The sequence below is a fragment of the Micromonospora sp. NPDC049523 genome (genome assembly GCF_040676775.1).
Lineage (GTDB): Bacteria > Actinomycetota > Actinomycetes > Mycobacteriales > Micromonosporaceae > Micromonospora_G.
The window spans coordinates 271403-296739 of record NZ_JBFAPP010000008.1 but is presented as its reverse complement, the minus strand read 5'-3'; the positions used below and the strand labels follow the sequence as shown (position 1 = coordinate 296739).

Sequence of the window (25337 nt, the reverse complement as noted above, 5' to 3'; positions counted from 1 at the left end):
GCTCGCCGTCGCGACGGCCCCACCGGGGGTAAGCACCGAACCGTCGCGGTCGGCTAGCGTGGGTCCGACTGGTGAAGTTGCATAGGAGGCGCGGTGGCCCACGTCGAACTCTCACTCACCGAGGCGTTCGTGCCACAGGCCACCGGGACCTCGGCGGATCACGAGTCCGACAGCTTCGCCAACTGGTCCGCCAGCGTCTCCCTGGCCGCCGAGGCTTGTCTCCTCATCGACCTGCGTACGACGATCACCGCCATCTCCGACTCGTGCTGCACCCTGCTCGGCCTCAGCGCCCCGGCGGAGGTGGTGGGCCATCCGCTGCTCGACGGCGAACTGCGGTTGCTCGACTTCACCGCCGCCAGGGGCGAGTTGAACGAGCAGGAGGTCGACAAGATTCCGCCGCTGCTCGCGCTCAGCTCCGGCCGACTCACCCGCGGCCTGCTTCGGGTGCAGGCCGGCACCAGCCCGACAACCGATGCGACGGTGGACGCGATCTCGACGCCGCTGCTGGTCGCGGGGGCGGTCGCCGGCTCCCTCACCTTCTTCGCCAAGGTCTGAACCAACCGACCCACTGTGTCGCTCGCCGCACGGTAAGGAGTTGGGAGGTAGACCAGGCTCCCCGTAAGGTGCCCTCATGTTGGATATCGCTCTGCTTCCGGAGGAGTACGCGGTGTGCCGGCTGCCGGCCGGCTCGTCGCTCCCCGCCGGCCTGCTGAGTGCTACGCCAGACTCCGGCGTGCTGTCGGTGACCTGGACCGCCGACGAGGTGTCGATCATCTGTCGGTCGGACCGGGCACCGATCGAGGCCACCGTCGAAACGCCGTGGCGCTGCCTGCAGGTGGCCGGCCCGCTCGACATGGCCCTGACCGGGATCCTCGCCTCGCTGGTCGTACCGCTCGCCGACGCGCGGGTCAACATCTTCGCGTTCTCGACGTACGACACCGACTACCTGATGGTGCCGGCGGTCCGACTCGCCGAGGCACTGGCGACGCTGACCCACGCCGGGCACCGCGTCTCCGGCTGAGCGCCCATACCGGACGTCACGTCTCCGGCTGACATCTATCTAGCGCCCGTCGCAGGCAATAGCATGAGGCCCGGTCAACTGATCGGCTTCTCCGCCCCGGCGCAAGGAATCGGCCCGTGCTCCGCGCACCATCCTCACGTACCACCGTGGCCCGCCGGCTCGTCGCCAGCGGTCTGCTCGTCGGTGCTCTCGCCCTGGCCGGCTGCGGCACCCCACCGGAGTTGCGCAAGCCGCCCGGCAGCGAACTGCCCTCGCCGGCCACCGCACATCCCACCCCGACCGGCAGCCCGGTCACACCGGGGACCCGCGCCCCGACGCCCGGCGCCTGGCCGACCCCGACGCCGCTGTTCGGCGAGGACACCGCCGTCGCATGCCAGGGCAAACCAACCGCCGACCAGGTGGTCTCCCTGCTCCGCCGCTCGTCCAGCGGCATCCCGCGCGGGGTCCAGCTCACCGTGCCGGCGCCGGGTCCGCTCTGCGCCGGGGACTGGCAGTACACCGTGGTCCAGGTCGGCGACCGGGGCCCGTGGCAGGTGGTGTCGAAGGGACCGGCCACCGCACTGACCCTGGTCACCGCCGGCACCGACGTGTGCAGCATCCCGGTGCGTACGGGCGCACCCGCCGGGATCAAGACCGCTGCCTGCGAAACCCCGCCCCCGGTTGCCGGCGGGTACACCACGCCCCCGCCCACCACGGGTGCGTAGGCTGGACCGCATGCCCGGTGTACCACCGACCCGGTTCGTCTACCTCGGCCCCGAAGGCACCTTCGCCGAGCAGGCACTACGCACCCTGCCGGCAGCCGTACGCGGCAGCCGTACGCCGGCCCGCAGCGTGCCGGAGGCACTCGACGCGGTCCGGCTCGACGACGCAGACGCGGCGCTGGTGCCGCTGGAGAACTCGATCGGCGGCGCGGTCGGGGTGACCTTCGACGAGATCGTCGACGGCGAGCCCCTGATGATCGCCCGCGAGGTGGTGCTGCCGGTCGAGTTCGTGCTGGCCGCCCGGCCGGGCCGGTCGCTGGACGAGATCCGTACCGTCGCCGCCCACCCGCAGGCGTCCACCCAGTGCCGCGGCTGGCTCCGGGAGCAGTTGCCGAACGCCAGCGTGTTGGACGTGCTCTCGAACGGGGCCGCCGCCGCCGCGGCCGCCGCCGGTGAACAGGACGCCGCCATCTGCGCGCCGATCGGGGTGACCCGGCAGCGGCTGGCCGTACTGGCCGAGAAGATCGCGGACCACGGCGACGCCGTCACCCGGTTCGTGCTGGTCACCCGGCCGAGCGCACCTCCGCCGCCGACCGGCGACGACGTGACCTCGTTGGCCGTCTTCATCGCCCACGACCGGGTCGGCGCGCTGCTCGCGGTGCTGATGGAACTCGCCGTACGCGGGGTGAACCTCACCCGGATCGAGTCCCGCCCGACGGGCGAGGCACTTGGCCGTTACGTCTTCTTCCTCGACTGCACCGGACACGTCGCCGACGACCGGGTCGGCGAGGCGCTGCGCGGACTGCGTCGGGTCTGCGCCGACGTACGGTTCCTCGGCTCGTACCCCCGGCACCGATGGGGGGTGGCGCCGCACGAACCGCCGGTGCCGGCGCCGCCGGGCCTCAGCGATGCCGACTACGCCGACGCGACCGCGTGGCTCAACCGGCTCCGGGCCGGCGAACTCGGCTGACCCCGTGGCGGGGTGACCGTACGGCCACCCCGCGCGCTCGTGCCGCCCGGTTCAGCTCAGCAGACCGCCGAGCAGCCCGCCCTGCTGTTCCTGCTGGCCGCTGCCCTGCAGCGGCGGCTCCTCCGACGGCTGCACGACCACGAAACCCTGCCCGGCGAAACTCATCGTGAACGCCTCCCCGGTACGCCGCCCGAGCAGGGTGCCGAGCCCGAGCTGCTCGGCCCGGTGGTAACCGGTCTGCAGGCTCGCCGACCAGCAGACGGCCGCCTGCGGGTCGACGTAGGTCGGCTGGTCCACGTTGAGCACCACCGGGGTGCCCTTGGTGGTGATCGCGATCCGGCCGTAGCCGGTGAACACGCAGTTGAACAGGCCGGACGACGAGGCCATGCCGGCGCCGCCGACCATCTTGATGTCGTACTGGAGGCTGGAGTCGAAGGCGAGCACGCTGGAGCCGTTGATCGACAACGCGTCGCCGGGCTCGAGGTCGATCAGGTGTACGTCACTGGCGTAGTCGGCGAGGAAGACATCGCCCCGGCCGGTGACCTTCATCAGCGGCACACCCTCGCCGGTGAGCTTCTGCTTGAGGAACTTGCCGAGGCCGCCGGAACCGAGTGCCTGGAACTGCACCTGTCCCTGGTACGCGACCATCGAGCCGACGCGGGCCATCGCCTCGCCGTTCAGCTCGATCTTCAGCATCTTGGAGTTCTGCAGCCGCAGGCCGGGCTGGTCGGACTCCTTCTCCAGGTTCTCCGCGGAGAACAGCGCGCTGCGCATGGGTGTTCCTCCTGGTAGGGGTTGTTGCCCGAGGGTAGGCACCGGGTGCAAACGGGGCCGGTCGCGCGTGAGGCGGGTCAGCCCCAGCCGAGGGCGTGCAGGCGCTCGTCGTCGATGCCGAAGTGGTGTGCGATCTCGTGTACGACGGTGACCGCGATCTCGTCGATCACCTCGTCGTCGTCCTGGCAGATGCGCAGGATCGGATAACGGTAGATGAAGATCCGGTCGGGCAGTACGCCCGCGTAGTCCCAGCCGCGGCTGGTCAGCGCGTGCCCCTCGTAGAGCCCGAGCAGCTCGGGCCCGCCCTCGGGCGAGTAGTCCTCGACCAGGATCACCACGTTGCTCATCAGGCGGAGCAGCTCCGCGGGCACCTCGTCGAGTGCCTCGCCGACCAGCTCTTCGAAACGCTCGCGGCTCATCTCGACCGGCACGCTCACCATTGTGCCCGATCGGCGGAGCACCCACCGGTCGTCGAGCACCCGGTACGGGTGAGCGCGGTGCCCCGGCAGCCGTACCCGTCGGTCTGCCGACGCGTACGGGCGTGCCGTGAACACCGCGCTCGGCGGCTCGGACCAGCCGGTCGGATCAGGCGGAGAGGCGGGCGACCAGGGAGATCTCGGCGCCCGGAGAGAGCAGCCGGGAAATCGGGCAGTTGGCCTTGGCGCTCTCGGCCTGCTTCTGGAACTCGGCCTCGTCGATGCCCGGCACGTCGCCGACGGTCTCGAGGTCGATCCGGGTGACGGAGAATCCGCCGTCGGTCTTGTCCAGGTGGACCTTTGCCGTGGTCTCCACCGAGGTCGGGGTGAACCCGGCGTCGGCCAGACCCTTGGAGAAGGCCATCGAGAAGCAGCCGGCGTGAGCCGCGCCGATCAGCTCCTCGGGGTTGGTCCCCTCGCCCTCCTGGAACCGGGACTTGAATGAGTAGTTCCCCTCGATCCCGCCGTTGCCGGTGCGGATCGTGCCGGAACCTTCGGTCAGGTTGCCCTGCCAGCGGGCGGACGCAGTACGGATAGGCATGACCACGACGCTAGTGCAAACCGGCCGGCGATGCGACGAAGCGGGGCGGGACCATGGACACAGCGCAGGTGGCGTTCCTGGGCGAGGTCAGGAAGCTGTGTCATGATGCGGCGAGGACCGCGCTTACCCGGAAAGGGCACGGCCATGTCCCAGGAGTACCCGATTCCCCGGCAGGACGTACGGTCGGAAGGCGTCGCCATGGTCGAATGGGGCGACCAGGACGAACCGCAGCGACCCCGCCGCCGTGGTGACCTGTTGGCCCGCCTCACGCGGGACCCCCGGCTGGTGCCGGTGGTCGCCGGGATCGGCGCGGTTGCCGTCTTCGCCTCGCTGGTCGGCGAGTGGACGGTCATGCGGGTGCCCAACTTCGGCCCGGACGGGGGCGGGACCGTCGGCCGGACCCCGATCGGCGTCACCGACTCGACCAACTTCGGCGCCGCGTACCTGTTCGGCGTCTTCGGCATCGTCGGCTGCCTGGCACTGGTGATCTTCGGGACGACCGCCGTACGGCGCAACGTCCGGGTGGTCGGCCTGGCCATCACCGGTACGGTGCTCGCGATACTCGTCGCCGCGTCGCTGACCCTGGACAACATCGCCCGGCTCGGACTCGGCGAGGACACCGGCCTGCGCATCGAATACGGCCGCGGCCTGGTCATGGCGTACGTCGGCACGGCGCTGCTCGGGGCAGCCCTGTACCTCGCCGGTCGGCTGCTCGTACCCGAGGCGACGTCGCCCGGCCCACCCGCCACCGAAGCGGACGGCCCCGAACAGGCGGAGCCCGAGCCCGTCTTCTCCTGGCGTCGCCAACCGGGCACGGGTACGCCCGACGACGAGTTGGACGACGTGCCGCGGGACCTGACCGTCGGCCCGACCACCCCGTTCGCCTCACCCGAACCGCCGGAAGCCCGCTGAGGCCGGTCGCCGAAACCCGGCCACCCGTCCGGCCCGTCCCGGCCGCCAGGTGCGGGTTTGCGCCCGACCCGTCCCGGCCGCCAGGTGCGGGTTTGCGCCCGACCCGTCCGGCCGCCAGGTGCGGGTTCGCGCCGCCGGTCCCGCCGGGCAGATATCGCGGTGAAGCCTGACGGCCCTTCCCGGTAGGCTCACTTCCCGTGATTGACCTGCGTCTGCTTCGCGACGAACCGGAAACCGTCCGTGCCAGCCAGCGTGCCCGTGGCGAGTCCGAGTCGGTCGTCGACGACCTGCTCCGCGCCGACGAGCAGCGCCGGGCCGCAGTCGGGCGGTTCGAGGCACTCCGGGCCGAGCAGAAACAACTCGGCAAGCAGATGCCCAAGGCCACCGGGGACGAGCGGACCGCGCTGCTGGCGCGTACGAAGGAGCTCTCGGGCGAGGTGAAGGCGGCCGAAACCGCCACCTCGGAGGCGGACGCGGCGCTGCGCCGGGCCCAGCTCGCGGTTCCGAACGTGGTCGAGTCGGGCGCCCCGCCCGGCGGCGAGGACGACTATGTCGTGCTGCGCGAGGTCGGCGAGCGACCGGCGATCGACAACCCGAAGGACCACCTCGAAATCGGAGAGGCGCTGCGGGCGATCGACATGGAACGCGGCGCCAAGGTCTCGGGCAGCCGGTTCTACTTCCTCACCGGGGTCGGCGCGCTGCTCCAACTCGGCCTGCTCCAGCTCGCCATCGCCCAGGCCGTCGAGTACGGCTTCACCCCGGCCATCACCCCGGCGCTGGTGAAGCCGGAGTCGATGGAGGGCACCGGCTTCCTCGGCGCACACGCCAGCGAGGTCTACCGGCTGGACGCGGACGACATCTTCCTGGTCGGCACCAGTGAGGTGCCGCTGGCCGCGTACCACTCGGAGGAGATCCTGAAGCTGGACGACGAGCCGCAGCGCTACGCCGGCTGGTCGTCGTGTTTCCGCCGCGAGGCCGGCTCGTACGGCAAGGACACCCGGGGGATCATGCGGGTGCACCAGTTCGACAAGGTGGAGATGTTCTCCTACTGCCGCCCCGAGCAGGCGCACGAGGAGCACCTGCGGCTGCTGGCCTGGGAAGAGGAGATGCTGGCCAAGGTCGAGATCCCGTACCGGGTGATCGACGTGGCGGCCGGCGACCTCGGGTCGAGTGCGGCCCGCAAGTACGACTGCGAGGCGTGGGTGCCGTCGCAGGGGCGCTACCGGGAGGTCACCTCGACCTCGAACTGCACCACCTTCCAGTCGCGGCGACTGAACATCCGCTACCGGGACGCGGACGGCAAGCCGCAGTTCGCCGCCACACTCAACGGCACGCTCGCGACCACCCGCTGGCTGGTACCGATCCTGGAAAACCACCAGCAACCGGACGGTTCGGTACGCGTACCCAAGGCACTCCAGCCCTACCTCGGCGGACGGGACGTCCTCGAACCGCGCTGACCTGGCCGGACCTGCGGGGTGTGTCGATGGTCGGCCCGGCCATCGGCACACCAGCCGCTGGTACGGGAGTATTAGCGCGGAAGTCATGGGCACGTAGCACACCGCGAGATACGGTTGCTCCCCCGTCGCCACGGACAGACCCCTGGAACCGGACAAACGTCACCAGTTCCACCGGGTCGGCGGAGGAGGCGGGGCGAGGAGGAATCATGCCGCGACCCGGACTACCCAAGCTGGTGGCCACCGACCTGGACGGCACCCTGGTACGCAGCGACGAGACCGTGTCGGCCTTCACCCACGAGGTGCTCGACCGGGTGCGCGCCGCCGGCATCCCGGTGGTCGGCGCCACCGGACGTGGACCGCGCCTGGCCGAGTTGACCCGCAACGACATCCGGGCCGCCGACTTCCTGGTGATGGCTGGCGGCGGTTGGGTGGTCGACCAGACCGACCCGCTCGGTCCGGTGGTGCTGCGCGACGAGCGGCTGTCCGGTGTCGTGCTGGCCACCCTGCTCGCCACCCTGGAGGCCGAGGTCGGTCCGCTGACGGTGATGGTGGAGGCGCTCGAGGCCACCGACGCGCCGCTCTGGGGAGACTACGACCCCACCTGGCCGTACCCGGAGAGGTTCGAGGCCCGGTCCCGACTCGACTGCTGCGCCACCGACGTCATCAAGGCCTTCGCCCGTAAGCCGGGTCACGACGTGGACGCGCTGCTCGACGCGGCACGCCGGATCGTGCCACCGGAACAGGCCACGGTCACCCAGGCCGGGCAGGGCTTCATCGAGATCACCCCGCCCGGCGTGGACAAGGCCACCGGGCTGGCCGTGGTGGCCGACACCCTCGGGGTCGACCCGGCCGAGGTGCTGGTCTTCGGCGACATGCCCAACGACCTGCCGATGTTCGAGTGGGCCGGCTGGGGCCGGGTCGCCGTGTCCAACGCGCACCCGACGGTCCGGTCGACCGCCGACGAGATCACCCTGCGTAACGACGAGGACGGGGTCGCGGTCTACCTCGATCGACTACTGTCGCACTGATGGATCAACCGCCCCGACTGATCGCCACCGACCTGGACGGCACCCTGCTGCGCGGGGACCGGACGGTCAGCGTACGGACCGCCGACGCGCTCGAACTCGCGGCGGCGGCGGGAGCGCGGGTCGTACTGGTCACCGGCCGACCCATCCGCTGGCTGCGAGGGGTGTACGACCAGCTCCGGGAGGCCGTACCGGCGATCTGCGCCAACGGGGCCGTGGTGTACGACCCGGTCGAGGACCTGGTGCTGCGCGCCGACCCACTCGCACCGGACCTGCTCGCCGAGGTGGCGCGCCGGCTTCGGGCCGAGGTACCCGGGGTACGCCTCGCGGTCGAGATCACCGACGGCCGGCAGATGCGGCACGAGGTCGACTGGCCGCTGCGGTGGGACGGTGACATGAGGGAGATCCGGAGCATCGAGTCGCCGGAGGAACTCTTCTCGGTGCCGGCGGTGAAGCTGCTCGCCCGCGCCGGTACCCAGGATCCGGACGTCTTCGTCAAGGTGGTGGCGGGGGCCGTGGCGGGACTGGCCGAGGCGACCCATTCGTCGTCCTCCGGGCTGGTGGAGATCTCCGCGGCCGGGGTGACCAAGGCGGCTGGCTTGGCCTGGTTCTGCGCCCGGCACGGGGTGACCGCCGATCAGGTGGTGGCGTTCGGTGACATGCCGAACGATCTGCCGATGCTGGCTTGGGCGGGCCGGGCAGTGGCGGTGGCCAACGCGCACCCTTCTGTGGTGGCGGTGGCTGATGTGGTTGTCGGGTCGAATGATGCTGACGGGGTGGCTGTGTACCTGGAGTCGCTGTTTCGGTAGTGGGCGCGGTGGGGGTTGGGGGCGGCGTGCCCCACTCTGGGCGGTCAAGCTTGATCCCGACGTGGGGCACGCCGCCCCCAACCCCTCGCTGGTCGCTCTGGTTGGGCCGGTGGCGGCGCCACCGGGGGTGGATCCACAGCCGGGGGAGCGCGGAACCCTCTGGGCGGTAGCGGGGATCGGTCCTCGTGGCGTTGCGAGCGGCCCTGGGTGGGTGGGGGCTGCTGGCTTTCAGAGGTATTGGCCGGTGTTGGGGGCTTCGCCGGGGGTGCCGGGGATCAGGCCGGTGGGTTGGGGGCCGCTCGGTAGGGCAGGGCGGCCGCCGCGCATCTGTTCCAGTTGGAGGCGGGCGGCCATCTGCTGGGCCACCAGGGCGGCCTGGATGCCGTGGAAGAGCCCTTCGAGCCAGCCGACAAGCTGGGCCTGGGCGACCCGCAGTTCGCTCTCGCTGGGGGTGGTGCCCTCCTCGAACGGCAGGGAGAGCCGTTCCAGTTCTTCCCGGAGTTCGGGGGCGAGCCCGTCCTCGAGTTCGACGATCGACCGCTGGTGGATCTCGCGGAGGCGCTGCCGGCTCGCCTCGTCCAGCGGGGCGGCCTTGACCTCCTCCAGCAGTTGCTTGATCATGCTGCCGATCCGCATCACCTTGGCCGGCTGCTCGATCAGGCTGCCCGGGTCCTCGCCCTGCGCGTTCCCGCCGACCGGTACGGTGCCGACCGGCTGACCGTCGGGCCCGACCACCACCACGGTGCCGGGACGGCCCGCCTCCGGGCGAGTGGACTCGTCATTCTCGTTCGCGGGACGCGCGGCATCGGTCATGAACTCATTTTCGCGCAGTGCGGGCGCCGCCCGCTCGCGGGGACCGGGATACGGTCGGGCCGTGCTTCCCGACCCCCGCGCGGTGCTCACCCGAACCGCCCCCGTAGCCGATGCCACGGTTCGTTATGGCGACGGCCCTGATCAGCTCGCCGACGTACGCCTGCCGGCCGCGCTCGACGGGTCGGCGCGGCCGTTGGTGGTGGTGATCCACGGCGGGTTCTGGCGGGACGAGTACGACCGCGCGCACGTCTCGCCGCTGGCGGCTGACCTGGCCGCTCGGGGGTACCCGGTGGCGCAGTTGGAGTTCCGGCGTACCGGGCAGGCGGGTGGTGGTTGGCCGGGGACGCTCGACGACGTGGCGGCGGGCGTGCTGGCGTTGCCGGAGTTGGTGGCCGAGGTGCTGGCCGTGGCCGGTCGTCCGGCGGCGGTGGGGGCGCCGGTTCTGCTGGGGCACTCGGCCGGGGGTCAGCTCGCCCTGTACTGCGCGCGGAGGCTGCCGGAGCGGGTGGGTGGGGTGCTGGCGCTGGCGCCGGTGAGCGACCTGGCTGAGGCGTACCGTCTCGATCTTGACGGGGGTGCGGTGGCGGCGCTGCTCGGCGGCGGCCCGGAGGAGTTCCCGGAGCGGTACGCGGCCGCCGACCCACGCCAACACGTGCCGCTTCAGTCACCTACGGTAGTTATCCATGGCGGGCTCGACCGGCAGGTTCCGCCCCTGATGAGTCGGCGGTACGCGGCGGCCGCCGGGACGAATTGCCAGTTGATCGAGCTTCCTGATTGCGAGCATTTCGGTCTCATCGATCCTGAATCGGCCGCCTGGCCGACGGTGACCGCGGCACTGCGCTCTCTCCACCGGTGACGTCTCATTCCCTGAACGGATGATCGAGCGCCATTGACGCAGCGTCGCCAAACCGGTAGAACGCGGAGGGGCTTCGGCCGCCCATTCATGTTCGGGAGGAACGATCTGTGTCGCAAATGGACCGCAGGCAGGCACTCAAGCTCTTCGCCGCACTGGGCGGCACCGGGCTGGCCGCCGCGTGCAGCACCGACACCGGAACTGAGGCGGCGGACGGTCCGGTGAGCGATCAACCGGTCCGGATCGGCCTGATCGCCCCGCAGACCGGCGGCTACAAGCCCATTGGTGACGAGATCGCGAAGGGCTTCCAGCTCTTCCTCGAACTCAACGAGGGCCGGCTCGGCGGACATCCGGTGGAGTTGATCCAGGCCGACGAGGGCGAGACGGCTCAGACCGGCAAGGCCGCCCTGGACAGCCTGCTCAAGCAGAACGTGCTCGCGCTGACCGGGGTGGTGAACTCCTCGGTCATGCTCGGCATCCGGGACGGGGTCGAGCAGGCCAAGGTGCCGCTGGTCGGCTCGAACGCCTCGCCGGCCACGCTGCAGAGCGTCGTCTACATCTGGCGCACGTCGTACGTCAACGACGAGCCCGGCCGCGCGCTGGCGCCGTACGTGGCACAGCAGGTGCCGCGCGGGAAGAAGATCACCATCATCGCGCCGGACGGGCAGAGCGGCCGGGACGCGGTGGCCGGCTTCCAGCAGGCGTTCGGTGCCGCCGATGCGCGGATCTCCGGTTCGGTGCTCTGGACGGAGTTCTCCACCAATCCCGGCAAGGGCGCCTTCTCTGCCAAGATCGAACAACTGCGGGACCGCAATCCGGACGCAATCTTCTGCTTCTATGCGGGAGCCGCCGCCGTCGAGTTCATCCGGCAGTTGCGCGGTTCCGGCTACCGGAACCCGATCTATGCGCCGGGCTTCCTCACCGAGGGATCCGTACTCAGTGAGCTGAAGGCGGACGAGGCAGAGGGAATCGTCACCGCCCTGAACTACTCGGCGGACCTCAACAACTCGGCCAATCGACGGTTCGCGTCCGCGTTCCGCAAGGCGCACGGCGCCTCGCCGACCACGTACGCGATGGCCTCCTACGATGCCGCGCAGGTGTTGAACAAGGCGATCCGGATCGCGGGAGTGAAACCGACCCCGCAGCAGGTCAACCTGGCGCTGGGCAACGTGGGTCAGATCGACAGCCCGCGCGGGCCGTGGCAGTTCAACCAGCCCCGTACGCCGCAGCAGAAGTGGTACCTGCGCAAGGTCCAGCGCGACGGGCAGTTGCTCTCCAACGTGCTGATCAACGAGCTGGCGACCCTGGGTTAGCCGGGCCGACCGGTGGTCGGGTGGGGGCGCGCGGGATCAACCCCCCACCCGACCGGTCCGGGTCAGTGGCGCAGTTCGGCGATGCAGCACTTGACGCTGCCGCCGCCCTTCTTCAGCTCGCCCAGCTCGACCGGCACGGGTACGTAACCGGCCGCCGCGATCTTGCTGGCCAGGCCGGTCGCCTCGCTGTTCAGGATCACGTGCCGGCCGTCGCCGACCAGGTTGAGCCCGAAGGCCAGGGCGTCGGTCTCGTCGGCGAGCACCGCGTCGGGGAAGAGCTGGGCGAGCACCTGCTGGGTGGCGGTCGAGAACGCGCCGGGGAAGTAGGCGACGTTCCGGTCGTCGAGTGCGGCGAGCGCGGTGTCCAGGTGGTAGAACCGGGGGTCGACCAGCCGCAACGAGATCACGGGGCGGCCCAGCACCTCCTGCGCCTCGGTGTGCGCGGCGACCTCGGTACGGAAGCCGTACCCGGCGAGGATCGTGCCGCCGTACGCCTCCGGCAGGTACGCGAAGTCGCCCTCGCCCTCGTTCGTCACGGTCGGCGCCACGTACCGCCAGCCCTGGGCCTGGTAGAACGCCCGGTGGGAGGCGGCCTCGGCGGTGCGCTGCTCGTACCTGAACCGGGCCCCGTAGGCGGTGCCGTCGACCACGAAGGCCCCGTTGGCCGCGAAGACCATGTCCGGCAGGCCGGGCTCGGGGTCGAGTACGTGCACCGTGTGGCCGAGGCCGACCAGGGTCTCCCGCATGCGCTCCCACTGCTTGAGCGCCAGTTCGACGTCGACCGGTGCGGTGGGATCCATCCACGGGTTGATCACGTACTGCACCGCGAAGTACTCCGGTGCACACAAGAGAAATGTCCGCTTTCGCGGGATCCGCCGCTGGTTCACGGATACCAAGAGTAGGTACGCTGGAGCAACGTAAACAGCCGGATTTGTTGCTTCTCAGAGGCGGAACGTTGCAGATAGACGAGATAGATCAGCGAATCATTGCGTCGCTGGTCGCGGACGCACGCCAGTCGTACGCGGAGATCGGCAGCCGGGTCTCACTCTCCGCACCCGCGGTCAAGCGCCGGGTGGACCGGTTGCGTGCCGGTGGGGTCATCCGGGCATTCACCACCGTCGTCGACCCGGCGGCGGTCGGCTGGACCACCGAGGCCTTCGTCGAGCTGTTCTGCACCGGCCGGACCACCCCGGCACAGCTCACCGTCGCCACCCGGCGCCACCCCGAGGTGGTCGGCGCGTACACCGTCTCGGGCGAGGCGGACGCGCTGGTCCACCTGCGCGCCGCCGACATCACGCACCTGGAGCAGGCGCTCGAACGGCTGCGGGCGGAGCCGTTCGTGACCTCGACCCGGAGCATGATCGTGCTGTCCCGCCTGGTCGACTCACCGACCGTGGTCCCGGCCCCGGCAGTCGGCTGACCGGGGCGGGCGGACCACCGACGGGCGACGCTCAGCGCAGGCCGGGAGCGGCGTCGCTGCCACCCCAGCTCAGACCCCCGAGACCGGCCGCGCGGTGGAAGCCGGGATGCTCGCGTACGTCCGCACAGACCTCCTCGTCGGGGCCGACGGCGCCACAGAAGAGCGGTTCGATGTGGTTCCAGGTGTCGGCCCGGGAGAGCAGCGGCGCGTGTACGCCCACCTCCGGCCGGAGCACGCTGAGCCCTTCGGCGTAGCTCACCGCGTGCGCGCGGGCCTCGTCCAGGGTCGCCGCGGGGAAGGTGAGATGCAGCGTGTACCGGGTGTGCATGGCCTGCTCGGGCCAGCTCGGACCGGACTGCCGGGGAAACTGTGGAGGGCGCTTGAGCGCGTGTGCCACCGCCGCCCGTACCGGCTCGGAGACGTCGGCCCCGTCAAGTACGGCAAACAGGTCCGCCTCACGCTCCGGTTGGGCATAGTGGGGCTTATGCCAGTGTGGCGAGCGGTTGTCAATCACCAATACCTCCCGTACGCGCGCCTTAGCGTCCTTTGTCGATATTCTTCGTGAAACACAGTGACGAAGCAGTCACGAAGAGCATGCATGGGATTTCTCTCGGATGCAACGCCGCAAATCGGGCCAGGCCGCTGAGCCCTCCCTGATCACGTAGCGGGCAATCGCCAGCCGGGGCGGAACGCAAGCGGCGCTCGCTACGTCGTACCGGCCATGACCCGAAGGCGTTTCGTACGTCCCACCACCGTCATCGCCGGCTGCGCGCTGGTCGGCACGCTCGCACTGGTCGCCGCGAGCGGAACGGCTCCGACCACCACCCGCACCCCCACCCGCGATCCCGGTGTGCCGGCCACCGGCTGGCAGCTCGTCGCCTTCGACTCCTGTGCAGACGCGCTGACCCGGCTCAAGTCGGCCGCGAAGGCGTACGTCGGGCCGTGGGGCTTCGATGGTGTGGCGCTGACCGACGCGATGGCCGCCGGCCGCGGACAGCGGGCAGCCGTCGCAGGTGCCGTGCCGCCGGCCGCGGCCGGCGCACCGGGCGCCGACACGGCAGCCGACACCTCGTCGGGTTACTCCGGCACCAACACCCACGAGGTCGGCGTGGACGAGCCCGACCTGGTCAAGACCGACGGCCGGCGGATCGTCACGGTCGTCGGCGGGGTGCTGCACGTGGTCGACCCGGCCACCCGGCAGCGGACCGGACGGCTGGAACTGTTCACAGGGGACGATCCCGGCCGGTGGAGCGAGAGCAACCTGCTGCTGCACGGCGACCGGGCGCTGGTGCTGGTCCGGGACGGCTGGGGTGGCGGGATGCCGATGCCGGCCATCCGGCGCCCCGGCATCGTGGCCGGACCCGACGGCGTGCCACCGGCATCGGACGCGGTCAGCGGCCCCCGGTTGATCCTGGTCGACCTGGCCGGATCACCCCGGATCCTCGCCGAATACCGCACCGACGGCAGCCTGGTCGACGCCCGACAGGTCGGTGCCACGGTACGGATCGTGGTGCGGTCCGGACCACGCCTGAGCTTCCCGTACAAGGAATCCGGCAGCGACGCGCAGCGGATCGAGACCAACCGCGAGATCATCGACGGGTCGACCGAGCGGTCCTGGCTGCCCCGGTACGAGATCACCACCGACGGCACCACCCGCGCCGGTCAGGTCGGCTGCGACCGGTTGGTCCGACCGGCCAGCTACTCCGGCACCTCGATGGTGACCCTACTCAGCTTCGACCTCGGCGCGGCGACCCTGGACGAGGGGGACCCGCTGACCGTGGTCGCCGACGGCGAAACCGTCTACAGCACCGGTGCCCGGCTCTACCTCACCAACGACCAGCGGTGGCTGATGCCGGGCGGACGGGCTGGCGGCGGTTTCGTTCCGCGACCCCGGTCCGAGACAACCGAGATCTACCAGTTCGACACCAGCGGGACCGGCACGCCCCGGTACCTCGCCGCCACCACCGTTCCCGGCTGGCTGATCAATCAGTACGCGCTGTCCGAGTGGGACGGTCACCTCCGGGTCGCCACCACCACCGGGCAGTCCAGGGGTACGGACGCGCAGTCGAGTTCGGCGGTGTACGTACTGCGTGCGGACGGTAAGGAGCTGACCGAAACCGGGCGGGTGACCGGGCTGGGCAAGGGCGAGCGGATCTATGCCGTACGGTTCGTCGCCGGCACCGGGTACGTGGTCACGTTCCGCCAGACCGATCCGCTGTACACGGTGGACCTGACCCGTCCGGCCGCCCCTCGGGTGGTCGGCGAGCTGAAGATCAGCGGGTACTCGGCGTACCTGCATCCGGTGGACGGGAACCGGCTGCTCGGCATCGGCCAGGAGGCCACCGACCAGGGCCGTACGCAGGGCACCCAGCTTTCCCTGTTCGACGTCTCCGACCTCGCCCGGCCGAACCGGCTCGCCCAGCACCACGTCCGGCAGGGCAATTCGGAGGCCGAGCACGACCCGCACGCGTTCCTCTACTGGCCGGCGGACCGGCTGGTGGTGGTCCCGCTGACCGCGTACGACAACACCCGGACCGGGGTCGGGAAACCGCCGACCCAGGGTGCCTTGGCGCTACGGGTGACCGATTCCGGGTTCACCCAGCTCGGTCTGGTCGAGCACACCCGCGAGGCAGGGCCGGAGAAGACCGGGATGATCCGCCGGTCGCTGGTGGTGAACGGGGTGCTCTGGACCGTCTCGGACGTCGGCCTGAAGGCCCACGAGCTGTCCACGATGGACACAGCGGGCTGGGTGGAGCTGTCCTAGTCGGGTACGGGTCGCGGTAGCGGCGCCGGTCGACCGTCGGGTTCGGCAGTCGACCGGCGTGGTCACCGTCGCAGGATCAGAGGTACATCCCGGTACGGTGCTCGCCCGTCGCCCGGTTCGTCGGCTTGTCGCCCTCACCGAAGAAGCGCTTGCCGCCGAACTCGCCGTGCAGGCGGTCGTCGAGTTCGTCCGCGAGCCCGGTCATCACCTGTACGGCGAGCATCAGATGGGTCGCCTGGAAGTTGCGGCCGAAGACCGGGATGGACGCCCATACCGTCTCGTTGGCGCAGTAGAGCCGGCCGATCGGCATCCGGTTGGTCAGCTCGGAGAGCTTCACGTAGAGCTGCTGGGTCGGCTCGATCTCGGTCAGGATCGGGGAGAAGACGTCGACCAGCGGCGGGTTGTCCCGTACCCGGACGAACACCATGGCCGAGCCGGCTCGGATGTTGATGTCGCCGTCGGAGTCGACCTGGAGCTGCTCGGTGTTCGACTTCATCATCGCGGAGACCACGGTACGGACCCGCTCTTCGAGCGGGATGACCTCGTCGCCGACCGCCTGGGCGGCCCGTGCGGCGGCGAGCGCCTCGTCCAGGTCCACCTCGGTGTCTTCCCCGGACTCGCTGTCGTCGTCCGGGGTGAGCGCGGGACGGGCCGTACCGAGCGGTTGGACCGGGAACGGCACGTCGTCGGCGTCCTGGGCCAGGTAGACCAGGAACGCCGGGTGCGGCGCACCGTAGACGTCGCGCAGCGTACGGACCACCGTGGTGGCCAGCCGGCTCGCTTCCGCCGTACCGCTGCGCAGGCCGAAGTGCGGGCCGGAGCCCTCGATCACACCGGGCGGCGACCAGCCGAGCGCGACCATCTCCGCGACCGCCCCCCGGTTGAGCCGGAAGCCCTCGGGAAGTGCCGCGTTACCGACCGCGCGGGCACCGATCCGACCTTCGGCGCCGGTCTCGATGCTGACCGAGTAGATGGCGTCACCGGTGCCGGAGGCGGTGGGATCGAGGGTGACCTCGATCCGGGCACCGGCCGGCAGTTCCCGCAGGGCGACCGCCAGCGCGCGAGCGAACTCCTGCCAGGCCTCGGTCACCTTCGCCTGCAGGTCGGCGGTGCTGGGCTCGTCGAGCAGGATGGAATCGTGGTGAGCGGGCCAGGCGTCACCGGCCAGGGCAGGCTCGGCCGCAGCAGGCTCGATCGCCTCGGACCCGGTCGCCTCGGACCCGGTCGCCGAGGGGTGCTCCGCGTTCATGATCGCCTCCGTCCGTCAGGCACACACCCTACCCAGCGCGACGGTCGGTGGGCACGGCGCCGACCCGCATCGGACACTCTCCGGAGCTGAGCCGGGACTCATGCCCTCAGGCGGCGTCGTCGGACGCGGCGGGACCGTCCGGCGGCGGCCAGGAACGAGCGAGCACGGCCAGCCGTCCGGCCGCCTCTGCCGGGTCCGCGCCACGCCCGACCGCGATCCCCAACAGGTACGCGGTGACCGGCGCCCCCGGACGCAGCACCTGGTGGGCGACGTCCCGGGCCAGGTCGAGCACCACCGGTACGTCCGCCACCGACGGATCCAGCCCCAGTTCGGCGCAGGCTGTGGCCACCCAGTCGTCGAGCGTTCCCATCAACCCGCCTCCACGATCCGGTGCAGGTGACTGGTCTGGTCGAGCACCGTCATCGCGTCCACTCCTCGGCCCGGCGTACGTCGTCGTCAGTGTCGCAATCGAACCACGGCGGCGGCCCCGATCCGGCCCACGAAACCTCGATCACGGCCAGCTCCCCCACCAGCGCCCGGATCGACGCACCTTCGAGCGTCCCGCCGCGCTGCCGAGCGAGCCGGTCCAGGGCACCGGCCAGTGCGGTCGTACGCCACACCCCGCAGAGCAGTTGCCGCCGGCCGGTGTCGTCGCGGTAGAGCACGCCGTCGGCGGTCGACCCGACAAGCCGCTCGACCAGCAACCCGACCGCCTCGGCGGTCAGCAACGGCAGGTCGGCGGCGAGCAGTGCGACGTACTCCGGCGCAGGCGGGGTGCCACCGGGCCGGGCGCTTTCGCGGCGGAAAGTGGTGGCGGGTTCCGGTGCACCGATGACGGCCAGTCCGGCGGCGGTCGCGGCGACCGGGCCGCCACCGGGCGGGTCCTCACGGGTGACGAGCACTCCGGGCGGCAGGTCGGCGGCCGGGCCGACCACGACCCGTGGCGCTGCCGTGGCGACCGCCGCGAGCACCCGGTCCCGCATCGACCGGCCGTTGACCGGCACGGCCGGTTTGTCCACCCCGCCCATCCGCCGGGCCGCGCCGCCGGTCAGCACCACCGCCGCCAGTCCCACCATCGCCCCACCGTAACCGCATCCGCTCGGGTCGGCTCTGTGGCGGCTCAGACGTGACGAACGCCCGCAGGCCCGGCCCGCCCGCAGAGTTCTCAGGACCCGCTCAGCCGGCGTCGCCCTGGCACCGCCACCAAGCCCGGTCCGCGTCAGTCGGCGTCGCGGCGGGACGGTTGCCAGTCCCGGCGTCGCACCCTGGATCGGCGCGGGCGGACGGCCCGTTCGGCGAGTCCGGGCGTACCGGGTCGGCGGGGTTTTCCCGTCCTGCGGCCACGTCGTCCGCGACGAGCCGGCGACGCCCAGCTCTCGTCCAGCGCGGACGGTGGCAGACCACCGTCGAGTACGTCACCCATCAGCTGTGCCATCGAGTAACCGGGATCGTCGGCCAGTGCCCGCTCCACCGCCGCCGAGGCGAGTGCCCCGTTTCCGACCCGCCAGGCGGCGAAGGCGAGCAGTCCGCCCGGTGCCGCCGCCAGGCCCGGCTCGGCCCGACGAAGTACGTCACCCCAGAGCGCCACCTCCCAGTCCTGCGCCCCGATCCGCTCCCAGGCGTGGTCGCGTACGTCCAGGTGAGTCAGGAGCACGGTGAGCCAGGCCAACTCGTCGTCGGACAACGTGCCACCGGCCCGGTACCGGTCCTCGGTCAGCCGCACCGCCGACGTACCCGCCGTACGGATGGCCGCCATCCCAGTCGGATCGGTGTCCGGGGCGGCTGCCAGCAGGGCGAGCAGCCGCTCTCGGGCACGTACGGTGGCCCGGCTCATCAACTCACGGGCCGCGCCCTCGACCGGGGCGACCTGACCGGTCAGCGCGGCCCGGTCGGGGAGCGCCACGTGGCCGGCGAAGATGGCCGCGGCGGCAACGGCACTGGTGGCCGGATCGAACGGGGTGCCCTCCGGCGGGCAGCACCTCGGTTCGTCGCACCGGTACGACCAGTAGCGGCCGTCGGTCACCCGGAGCGCGTCGAAAATCATCAGCCCGACCCGCTGGACCGCGGTTTCCATCTCGTCCACGGCCGGCGTGACCCGCTGCGCCGGCCCGTACCCGATGATGGTGACCGCGTGCGCGCCCTGCCGGCGGATCACCGCAGCCAGGTATTCGGCGGCCTGGCGCAGTTCCGGACTGCCCGGGTCGGGCAGGTCACCACGGGCGACGAAGACGATCCGGGTGTCCCGCATGGCGAGCAGCACCAGGCTGTCGGCGGGATGGAACCCGAGCAGGTAGGGGACCGCGGAGATCAGATCGGCGGTCGATCGTACGGTGAGCTGCGGTGGATCGGTCGAGGTCATGCCGGCAGCCTCGCGCGCGTGCCGGAGTGATCGGAAGACCCCCGGTTCCGACCTGTGGACGACACGCGGGGTTATCCACAGGCACCCGGCGTAGTTTCCCTGCTAAGACCGAATGTTCGACCGGCGGCTCGACCGTTAGCCAGGCTGGCGGACATCCCTGGCCGGACGGGCTGGAGCGCCTACAGCGGCAGGACGTAGGCGTTCACAAAGAAGTGCTCGACGTTTGCCCAGTGCAAGTGTCCGGCCTTCGCCTCGTCGCCCTCCCGGCCGAGCACGACATGCAGGTGAACCTCGCCGTCTTTCACCTCACCGGTTCCGGTCAGCTCGAACGGCTCGGCATACTCCGTGAGGATGTCCTTGGCGTAGTCGTCCGCTGTCATGGTCGAGATGCAGCACCCCTCCACGGCCCCGATGAGTGACACGACCGCACCATTCGCGACGCCCCGGGCCTGTAGCTCGGCCCTCAAGGTCGACATAACTTCCTGCCCAGGCTGTACGGAAATGAGGATCATCGGGGCCTCTCCGAGGTCGTGGTAACGGGGTCCGCACCGGCCAGCAGCGCCGCCATACCCCGTAGGTTCTCAGGTGCACTCTCGACCCGTAGGGCGTCGGCGACGGCCGCCCTCACCGGCTCTCGGCTGGCGGCACCCACCCTGTAGAGAAACACCGCGCTACACCATCGTGCCGCCGCATCACGGGGGTTTCGCAGCTCCTCGGCGAGCCGGGCCGCTGCGTCCGAGGGCATCGCGCCCGAGCCCCGCGCAAGCTGGCCTGCGACCGCCCATGGCAGCGACAGAACCCGGCTCGCAACTGCAGTCAGGTACAACGCCCGCATGTCGTCATCGGCGCGCAGCGCTTTTATCACTCTGTCGGCTATCTCCGGCGCTTCGATCTTCGCGAGGATGCCTGCCGCGTTCACCCGCAGCAGATCGGTACTGCCCATAGCCATCCACCGGCTCAGGGTCGCCTCGCTCGCCGGGTCATGCTCAACGAACTCACGAATTACGAGGTCGGTCGCGTGGCTGGTCTGGGCCGTTTCGAGTCGCCCGCTGGCGCCCGACGAGATCCCGTCGAAGACCCGGCACGCTAGGTGAAAGTCAAGCAACCCGGGGTGGGGAAAGCGGACCGCACCGGCCACCGTACGAACGAGCTGACGCCGCCGGATGAGGTGGACCGTAGCCGGCCCTAGCTCCACCGGTATCAGGTTCTCATGTAACTCGCGCCCATCACCGCGCCAAATCTGCCACGCGATCCACTGGGCACACTCATCGAGGTCGACAATCGGCGCCGGGTCGGGCACGGCCACTCCGGCGATGGCAGCGCCTGTCAGCGCGAGGAAGTCCTTCCGTCTCACGTCGTCCACGGTAGGCGACGAAGACCCATCGCGTGCCCGCCGTATTGCCCGCCCGTACAGGCCGACTGTGGCCGGTGTGACGGGGCGCTTCCCTGTCTCGATCCGCGATAAGTGGCTGGTAGATAGCCCGCCGAGGCGCGCAACCTCCGCCAATGTGAGGTCGGCCGCCCGCCGCGCCTGCCGTAGCTCTGCCCCTGTATTCATTCCCGCTCCGGTTTGCCGCAACTTTCTTGCCGCACGCGAGCAGCGCCTATCTCACCCTGCGAACCGCAATCCTGACAGAAGGTCAACCCCGACCACCGCAAACGGTATGAGAGGAGCGACGGCATGTCGATGCTGAGACGGCGCAAACCCGCTACCCGAGGGCACCGCCGCGTCTGGCGCGGCTTCCGCCGGTACTGCATATGCGGCCTGCGCTGGCCGTGCATCGACCGGAAGACGCGACCGCAGGGCGTAAGTCGGCTCTACGGCGTCGCCCAGTTGCCTCGCCCGGCCTGCACTTCCGAGCCGACAACGAACGTGGGGCCGTTGCTGACGCTCGGCCAGCGCATGGCATATCGCGTGCCTAGAAACGGAGGCCGCCATGCCAGGTAGGTCATTTGTGCGCGTCGGCGACCTCATCAACGCCGAGCGGGCCGACTACCGCCGGAGCAGCGCGCCCGCCCACCAGGACACCATGGGGGACCTTCACCTGCGGGTGACGCACATGCCGATGGACGCCGGGGCGTTTGACACGGAGTGGCTCACCGTTCGCGGCATCGAGAAGCCGGCAGGCCAGCCCGAGCAGCCCGAGGCGGTATTCGTGATTCGGCGCAGCGTGCTACTTGATCCAGAATCAGCCACGCCACGAGGGCCGCTGTGGTGATGGATGCTCGCCCGCTAGCAGACAGGGCCGTCGCCCACCACATCCCGACTCCAAAACTGTGGATTTGCCGGATCGACGCGTACCCATGGCCCTGCGCCGACGCCCGTCTGAACCTGCTCGCGGGCTTCAACGGCCGGACGCTCGCCCTGAATCTCTACCTCGGCGCCCAGTTCGTAGAGGCGCTGGCCGATCTTTCGGCGATCGACCCGGCTAAGGGTGACCCGCCAGACCCCCGCGTTCTATTCGAACGCTTTATCGGTTGGGCGAGCACCCGGCGATCCTGATGAGCGAACTTCGGAAAATCACGGTCAACCTGACCCCTCGCGCAGTGGGCGCGCTCGACTACCTGGGAGACATCAACCCGAGCAAGACCGATGCTGTGAACTGGGCGCTTGTGCTTGCTGCGAAGCTGGCGGAAATCGCTCCTGTCGGGGACTTCGTGATCCTCCTCCCCGACGGCTCCCGGCACCGGTTCGTCCAACTGTCCTGACCCCTCACATTGACCGGCCCACCTCGGGGCGTGTTGTCCTCCCCCGTGGACGACGCCCCTGAGGTGGGTCTTCGACTTCGCGGGGCCGGTTTTGCGTCGGCGTGTTCGTGCCCCCACGAGGTGAAAATCTCGTTAGATCGTGCAAGCTTCGCAGTCTCTGCACGCGACGTGGGATGGCGTAGCCTCAGCCGATGCCGTCCGAACGATGGATCGCCGAACTGGGCCTGTCCGAAGCCCTCGACAGACTCCAGCACAGGATCGCCGAGGGCACAGGTAGCGAACACCTGATTCCGTTCGCCGAGGCACTTCAATGGGTCTACTCGCTACACGAGTACCACCGCCTCACACACCCCGATTTTTTCAACCAGGCGGCGGCCCATCCGGCTGGCGAGACTCTAGGGGCGATCGTCTATGCGCGAGGTCTGTTGACTCATAGGATGGCTGACGTCACGAGACTGATCGGTAGTCGTCCTTTCCGCCTTGACATCAGTCGCTTGGGTGGTGGGGACACGCTCGGCGGGAGCGGCATCCAGGTGTACTGGGCCAACTTGGCGGCACTACCGGCGCCCGGAAGGCCCGAGAGGCACAGCCGAGATGTCTTCTACGACAGACACCTGTCCGGTGTTCCCCTGCTCGAACCGTTCGGCCCCGTACACGATTGGTTGACGGGCCGGCCGGAGCCGTCGCGAGGGGCCTGACGGCACCGGCCCTCCCACCAGCGTTCGCCCGGCGTCGGCCGTCTACGGTCGTTCCCCCTCACCCGTATCGACCCCGACTAGAGCACGCCTGGTCCGACTGGCTGTCCGGGAGAGGGGCGTTCGTCGGTACTACGGTCAATCGGCGGTACGTTGCGCGGATGGACCTGGTCTACCTCCGGGCGCACCCGCAGCACCTGCCCACCTTCCTGGCCCACCAGCGGATCAGGGAGACGCCGGTGGCCGGTGGCGACATCTGCGACGCCCGTCGGCTCACCCTCGACGACGGCAACTCGGTCTTCGCCAAAAGCTGGCCCGAGAACGGCTCGACGCCCGTACCCGAAGGGTTCTTCGCCGCCGAGGCGGCCGGGCTGCGGTGGTTGCGGGAAGCGGACGCGGTGCCGGTGCCGGAGGTGATCGCCGAGCTGCCGGAGTTGCTCGCACTGGAGTGGGTCGAGCCCGGCCCGCCGACCCCGGCGGCGGCCACCCGGTTCGGCCGGGAACTGGCCGCCCTGCACCGGGCCGGTGCGCCCGCCTTCGGCGCCGAATGGAGCGGCTTCATCGGCGCGCTGCCGCAGTCGAACACCCCGTCGTCCGGGCCGTGGCCGGCTTGGTTCGCCGAGCATCGGCTGGCGCCGTACCTGCGCCTGTCGGTCGACAACGGCGCCCTCGGACCGGCCGAGGTCGCGCTGGTCGAGCGGGTGATGAAAAACATCGACGGGTACGGCGGAGCCGAACCACCCGCCCGGATCCACGGCGACCTGTGGCCCGGCAACCTGCTCTGGGGTGCCGACGGACGCGCCTGGCTGGTCGACCCGGCGGCGCACGGTGGGCACCGGGAAACCGACCTGGCCCAGCTCGCACTCTTCGGCGGTGCTGCCGAACTCCCCCGGATCCTCGACGGTTACCAGGAGATCTGGCCGCTGGCCGACGGTTGGCGGGAGCGGGTGCCGGTGCACCAACTCCACCTGCTGCTGGTGCACACCGCGCTGTTCGGTGCCGGTTACCGTACGGCGGTAAGCGCGGCGGCTGGCTCCGCACTACATGGTTGACGGTATACCGTCGAACGATGGGCATACCGGTTATCCAATCGACCGCCATCGGCCCGGCGAGCGCATCCGGACCGGAGACAGCGACCGGCCCGGCGACCGCGTCCGTACGACCACCGCTGCGCACCCTCGTCGACCGGTACCAACGGGTGGCCACCGACCTGCGCGTCTCCCTGACCGACCGGTGCAACCTGCGCTGCACCTACTGCATGCCCGAAGAAGGACTGCCCTGGCTGCCGCAGAGCCGGCTGCTGACCGACGACGAGATCGGTCGCCTGGTCCGGGTGGCCGTCCAACGCCTCGGCGTGACCGAGGTCCGGTTCACCGGCGGTGAGCCGCTGATCCGCCCCGGACTGCCCGCCATCGTCGCCGCCGCCGCCCGCCTGGAGCCACGGCCGACACTGTCACTGACCACGAACGGCATCGGGCTGGAACGGCTCGCCGTCCCGTTGCGTACGGCCGGCCTGGACCGGGTGAACGTCTCGCTGGACACCATCGACGCGGAACGGTTCCACACCCTGACCCGGCGCAACCGGCTGCCGGACGTGCTGGCCGGGCTGGCCGCCGCGGCGACCGCCGGACTCACCCCGGTGAAAATCAACTCGGTGCTGATGCGCGGCGTCAACGACCGGGACGCGCCCGCGCTGCTGCGCTTCGCCCTCGACCACGGCTACGAACTGCGGTTCATCGAACAGATGCCGTTGGACGCCCAGCACGGGTGGGACCGCTCGCAGATGGTGACCGCCGCGGAGATCCTCGCCGCGCTGCGGGCCGAGTTCACCCTGCTCCCGGATCCGGTCGAGCGAGGTGGGGCACCGGCGGAAACCTGGCTGGTCGACGGGTTCACCGGCCTGGACGGACGGCCGGCGCGGGTCGGCGTCATCGGCAGCGTCACCCGGCCGTTCTGCGGTGACTGCGACCGGACCCGACTCACCGCCGACGGTCAGGTACGCGCCTGCCTCTTCGCCACCGAGGAGTCCGACCTGCGCGAGGCCCTGCGGGGCGGGGCGGACGACGAGGAAATCGCCCGGCGCTGGCGTACGGCGATGTGGGGCAAACGGGCCGGGCACGACATCGACGATCCGTCGTTCCTCCAACCGGCCCGGCCCATGTCCGCGATCGGAGGATGACCATGACCACCCCCGAGAACCCACCCGCGATCACGGTTCGCTACTTCGCGGCGGCACGGGCGGCGGCCGGGATCAGCGAGGAGTCCGCCCCGGGCGGGCTCACGCTCGACACCCTGGCCGACACGCTCGGCATCCGGCACGGCGAGCGGCTGGCGAGCGTACTGAAGGTGGCCAGTTTCCTGGTCGACGGTGTGGTGCAGCGTGACCGCCGGCAGCCGCTGCCGGCGGGCGGCACGGTCGACGTACTGCCGCCGTTCGCGGGCGGCTGAGCGGGGTCTGCCGCGTCGGTGCCCGCCG

The 25337-nt window shown here is 70.5% G+C and carries 30 protein-coding genes and 1 pseudogene; 18 read left to right on the top strand and 13 right to left on the bottom strand.

Annotated features, from left to right (window positions below; genetic code table 11):
- Nucleotides 1–93 precede the first annotated feature (93 nt).
- From AB0J90_RS15340 to pheA, 4 genes are all read left to right on the top strand, one after another.
- Nucleotides 94–555: a PAS domain-containing protein gene (locus AB0J90_RS15340; protein WP_363596135.1), complete on the top strand. Its 462-nt coding sequence runs from the start codon at nucleotides 94–96 to the stop codon at nucleotides 553–555.
- Nucleotides 556–631: 76 nt separating this feature from the next.
- Entirely contained in the window at nucleotides 632–1021 is a 390-nt protein-coding gene (locus AB0J90_RS15335) for an ACT domain-containing protein (RefSeq protein ID WP_363596133.1), read from the top strand.
- A gap of 116 nt (nucleotides 1022–1137) precedes the next feature.
- Nucleotides 1138–1725, top strand: a complete 588-nt coding sequence (locus AB0J90_RS15330; protein WP_363596131.1) for a hypothetical protein — start codon at nucleotides 1138–1140, stop codon at nucleotides 1723–1725.
- A 10-nt stretch (nucleotides 1726–1735) separates the two neighbouring features.
- Complete coding sequence (gene pheA, locus AB0J90_RS15325) at nucleotides 1736–2692, top strand: prephenate dehydratase (protein WP_363596129.1); 957 nt, start codon at nucleotides 1736–1738, stop codon at nucleotides 2690–2692.
- Between the two features lie 51 nt (nucleotides 2693–2743).
- On the opposite strand, the gene AB0J90_RS15320 is transcribed toward pheA, so the two are convergent.
- From AB0J90_RS15320 to AB0J90_RS15310, 3 genes are all read right to left on the bottom strand, one after another.
- Nucleotides 2744–3466, bottom strand: coding sequence for an AIM24 family protein (locus AB0J90_RS15320; RefSeq protein WP_363596127.1), 723 nt, complete (start codon nucleotides 3464–3466; stop codon nucleotides 2744–2746).
- Nucleotides 3467–3543: 77 nt separating this feature from the next.
- Complete coding sequence (locus tag AB0J90_RS15315) at nucleotides 3544–3906, bottom strand: metallopeptidase family protein (RefSeq protein ID WP_326561796.1); 363 nt, start codon at nucleotides 3904–3906, stop codon at nucleotides 3544–3546.
- A gap of 145 nt (nucleotides 3907–4051) precedes the next feature.
- Nucleotides 4052–4483 carry an OsmC family protein gene (locus AB0J90_RS15310; RefSeq protein WP_326561797.1) on the bottom strand — a complete coding sequence of 144 codons (432 nt, stop codon included), beginning with the start codon at nucleotides 4481–4483 and terminating at the stop codon, nucleotides 4052–4054.
- Between the two features lie 144 nt (nucleotides 4484–4627).
- Between AB0J90_RS15310 and AB0J90_RS15305 the strand changes: the two genes are divergently transcribed.
- The 4 genes from AB0J90_RS15305 (at nucleotide 4628) to AB0J90_RS15290 (ending at nucleotide 8686) form a co-directional block, all read left to right on the top strand.
- Nucleotides 4628–5395, top strand: a complete 768-nt coding sequence (locus tag AB0J90_RS15305) for a hypothetical protein (RefSeq protein WP_363596125.1) — start codon at nucleotides 4628–4630, stop codon at nucleotides 5393–5395.
- Nucleotides 5396–5592: 197 nt separating this feature from the next.
- Nucleotides 5593–6852 (top strand): serine--tRNA ligase, encoded by a 1260-nt coding sequence (serS, locus tag AB0J90_RS15300; RefSeq protein ID WP_363596123.1) that lies wholly within the window; start codon nucleotides 5593–5595, stop codon nucleotides 6850–6852.
- A 206-nt stretch (nucleotides 6853–7058) separates the two neighbouring features.
- Nucleotides 7059–7880, top strand: coding sequence for an HAD family hydrolase (locus AB0J90_RS15295; protein WP_363596122.1), 822 nt, complete (start codon nucleotides 7059–7061; stop codon nucleotides 7878–7880).
- Nucleotides 7880–8686 (top strand): HAD family hydrolase, encoded by an 807-nt coding sequence (locus AB0J90_RS15290; protein WP_363596120.1) that lies wholly within the window; start codon nucleotides 7880–7882, stop codon nucleotides 8684–8686. Before AB0J90_RS15295 ends, AB0J90_RS15290 begins: the two co-directional genes overlap by 1 nt.
- Before the next feature lie 228 nt (nucleotides 8687–8914).
- Here the strand turns inward: AB0J90_RS15290 and AB0J90_RS15285 are convergent, their stop codons facing one another.
- Nucleotides 8915–9499 carry a bacterial proteasome activator family protein gene (locus AB0J90_RS15285; RefSeq protein WP_363596118.1) on the bottom strand — a complete coding sequence of 195 codons (585 nt, stop codon included), beginning with the start codon at nucleotides 9497–9499 and terminating at the stop codon, nucleotides 8915–8917.
- A 61-nt stretch (nucleotides 9500–9560) separates the two neighbouring features.
- Here AB0J90_RS15285 and AB0J90_RS15280 point away from each other — a divergent pair, with 61 nt between their 5' ends.
- Together AB0J90_RS15280 and AB0J90_RS15275 are read left to right on the top strand one after the other, a co-directional pair.
- Entirely contained in the window at nucleotides 9561–10355 is a 795-nt protein-coding gene (locus AB0J90_RS15280; RefSeq protein WP_363596116.1) for an alpha/beta hydrolase, read from the top strand.
- 107 nt (nucleotides 10356–10462) lie between these two features.
- Nucleotides 10463–11665 (top strand): ABC transporter substrate-binding protein, encoded by a 1203-nt coding sequence (locus AB0J90_RS15275; RefSeq protein ID WP_363596114.1) that lies wholly within the window; start codon nucleotides 10463–10465, stop codon nucleotides 11663–11665.
- Nucleotides 11666–11727: 62 nt separating this feature from the next.
- On the opposite strand, the gene ddaH is transcribed toward AB0J90_RS15275, so the two are convergent.
- Entirely contained in the window at nucleotides 11728–12561 is an 834-nt protein-coding gene (ddaH, locus tag AB0J90_RS15270) for a dimethylargininase (protein ID WP_363596112.1), read from the bottom strand.
- A 59-nt stretch (nucleotides 12562–12620) separates the two neighbouring features.
- Between ddaH and AB0J90_RS15265 the strand changes: the two genes are divergently transcribed.
- A complete protein-coding gene (locus tag AB0J90_RS15265; RefSeq protein WP_363596110.1) occupies nucleotides 12621–13085 on the top strand; it encodes an Lrp/AsnC family transcriptional regulator in 465 nt (154 codons plus the stop codon).
- Nucleotides 13086–13116: 31 nt separating this feature from the next.
- On the opposite strand, the gene AB0J90_RS15260 is transcribed toward AB0J90_RS15265, so the two are convergent.
- The gene (locus tag AB0J90_RS15260) at nucleotides 13117–13599 is read right to left on the bottom strand and encodes a hypothetical protein (RefSeq protein ID WP_363596108.1); all 483 of its coding nucleotides are present in this window, start codon (nucleotides 13597–13599) and stop codon (nucleotides 13117–13119) included.
- A gap of 207 nt (nucleotides 13600–13806) precedes the next feature.
- Between AB0J90_RS15260 and AB0J90_RS15255 the strand changes: the two genes are divergently transcribed.
- A complete protein-coding gene (locus tag AB0J90_RS15255) occupies nucleotides 13807–15849 on the top strand; it encodes a beta-propeller domain-containing protein (protein WP_363596106.1) in 2043 nt (680 codons plus the stop codon).
- 76 nt (nucleotides 15850–15925) lie between these two features.
- Here AB0J90_RS15255 and AB0J90_RS15250 read toward each other — a convergent pair whose 3' ends face one another.
- The 7 genes and pseudogenes from AB0J90_RS15250 to AB0J90_RS15220 all read right to left on the bottom strand — a co-directional run.
- Nucleotides 15926–17098, bottom strand: a complete 1173-nt coding sequence (locus AB0J90_RS15250) for a hypothetical protein (protein WP_363596104.1) — start codon at nucleotides 17096–17098, stop codon at nucleotides 15926–15928.
- A 106-nt stretch (nucleotides 17099–17204) separates the two neighbouring features.
- Nucleotides 17205–17468 (bottom strand): DUF6457 domain-containing protein, encoded by a 264-nt coding sequence (locus AB0J90_RS15245; RefSeq protein WP_363596102.1) that lies wholly within the window; start codon nucleotides 17466–17468, stop codon nucleotides 17205–17207.
- A 49-nt stretch (nucleotides 17469–17517) separates the two neighbouring features.
- Nucleotides 17518–18174: an NTP transferase domain-containing protein gene (locus AB0J90_RS15240; protein WP_363596100.1), complete on the bottom strand. Its 657-nt coding sequence runs from the start codon at nucleotides 18172–18174 to the stop codon at nucleotides 17518–17520.
- Nucleotides 18175–18317: 143 nt separating this feature from the next.
- Complete coding sequence (locus AB0J90_RS15235) at nucleotides 18318–19457, bottom strand: DUF4192 domain-containing protein (protein ID WP_363596098.1); 1140 nt, start codon at nucleotides 19455–19457, stop codon at nucleotides 18318–18320.
- A gap of 179 nt (nucleotides 19458–19636) precedes the next feature.
- Nucleotides 19637–19969: a PPC domain-containing DNA-binding protein gene (locus AB0J90_RS15230; protein ID WP_363596096.1), complete on the bottom strand. Its 333-nt coding sequence runs from the start codon at nucleotides 19967–19969 to the stop codon at nucleotides 19637–19639.
- On the bottom strand, nucleotides 19966–20811 hold the full coding sequence (locus AB0J90_RS15225) for a hypothetical protein (protein ID WP_363596279.1): 846 nt from the start codon (nucleotides 20809–20811) through the stop codon (nucleotides 19966–19968). The genes AB0J90_RS15230 and AB0J90_RS15225 overlap by 4 nt, the downstream gene beginning before the upstream one ends.
- 72 nt (nucleotides 20812–20883) lie before the next feature.
- A pseudogene (locus tag AB0J90_RS15220) lies at nucleotides 20884–21015 on the bottom strand (helix-turn-helix transcriptional regulator); the annotation flags it as partial.
- A 397-nt stretch (nucleotides 21016–21412) separates the two neighbouring features.
- Here AB0J90_RS15220 and AB0J90_RS15215 point away from each other — a divergent pair.
- From AB0J90_RS15215 to AB0J90_RS15190, 6 genes are all read left to right on the top strand, one after another.
- A complete protein-coding gene (locus AB0J90_RS15215; RefSeq protein WP_363596094.1) occupies nucleotides 21413–21676 on the top strand; it encodes a hypothetical protein in 264 nt (87 codons plus the stop codon).
- 259 nt (nucleotides 21677–21935) lie between these two features.
- Nucleotides 21936–22166 carry a hypothetical protein gene (locus tag AB0J90_RS15210; RefSeq protein WP_363596092.1) on the top strand — a complete coding sequence of 77 codons (231 nt, stop codon included), beginning with the start codon at nucleotides 21936–21938 and terminating at the stop codon, nucleotides 22164–22166.
- Nucleotides 22167–22357: 191 nt separating this feature from the next.
- The gene (locus tag AB0J90_RS15205; protein WP_363596090.1) at nucleotides 22358–22864 is read left to right on the top strand and encodes a hypothetical protein; all 507 of its coding nucleotides are present in this window, start codon (nucleotides 22358–22360) and stop codon (nucleotides 22862–22864) included.
- 158 nt (nucleotides 22865–23022) lie between these two features.
- Entirely contained in the window at nucleotides 23023–23913 is an 891-nt protein-coding gene (locus AB0J90_RS15200) for a fructosamine kinase family protein (RefSeq protein WP_363596088.1), read from the top strand.
- A gap of 17 nt (nucleotides 23914–23930) precedes the next feature.
- Nucleotides 23931–25040 carry a GTP 3',8-cyclase MoaA gene (moaA, locus tag AB0J90_RS15195; protein ID WP_363596086.1) on the top strand — a complete coding sequence of 370 codons (1110 nt, stop codon included), beginning with the start codon at nucleotides 23931–23933 and terminating at the stop codon, nucleotides 25038–25040.
- 2 nt (nucleotides 25041–25042) lie between these two features.
- Nucleotides 25043–25309, top strand: coding sequence for a MoaD/ThiS family protein (locus tag AB0J90_RS15190; RefSeq protein ID WP_363596084.1), 267 nt, complete (start codon nucleotides 25043–25045; stop codon nucleotides 25307–25309).
- Nucleotides 25310–25337: the final 28 nt, after the last annotated feature.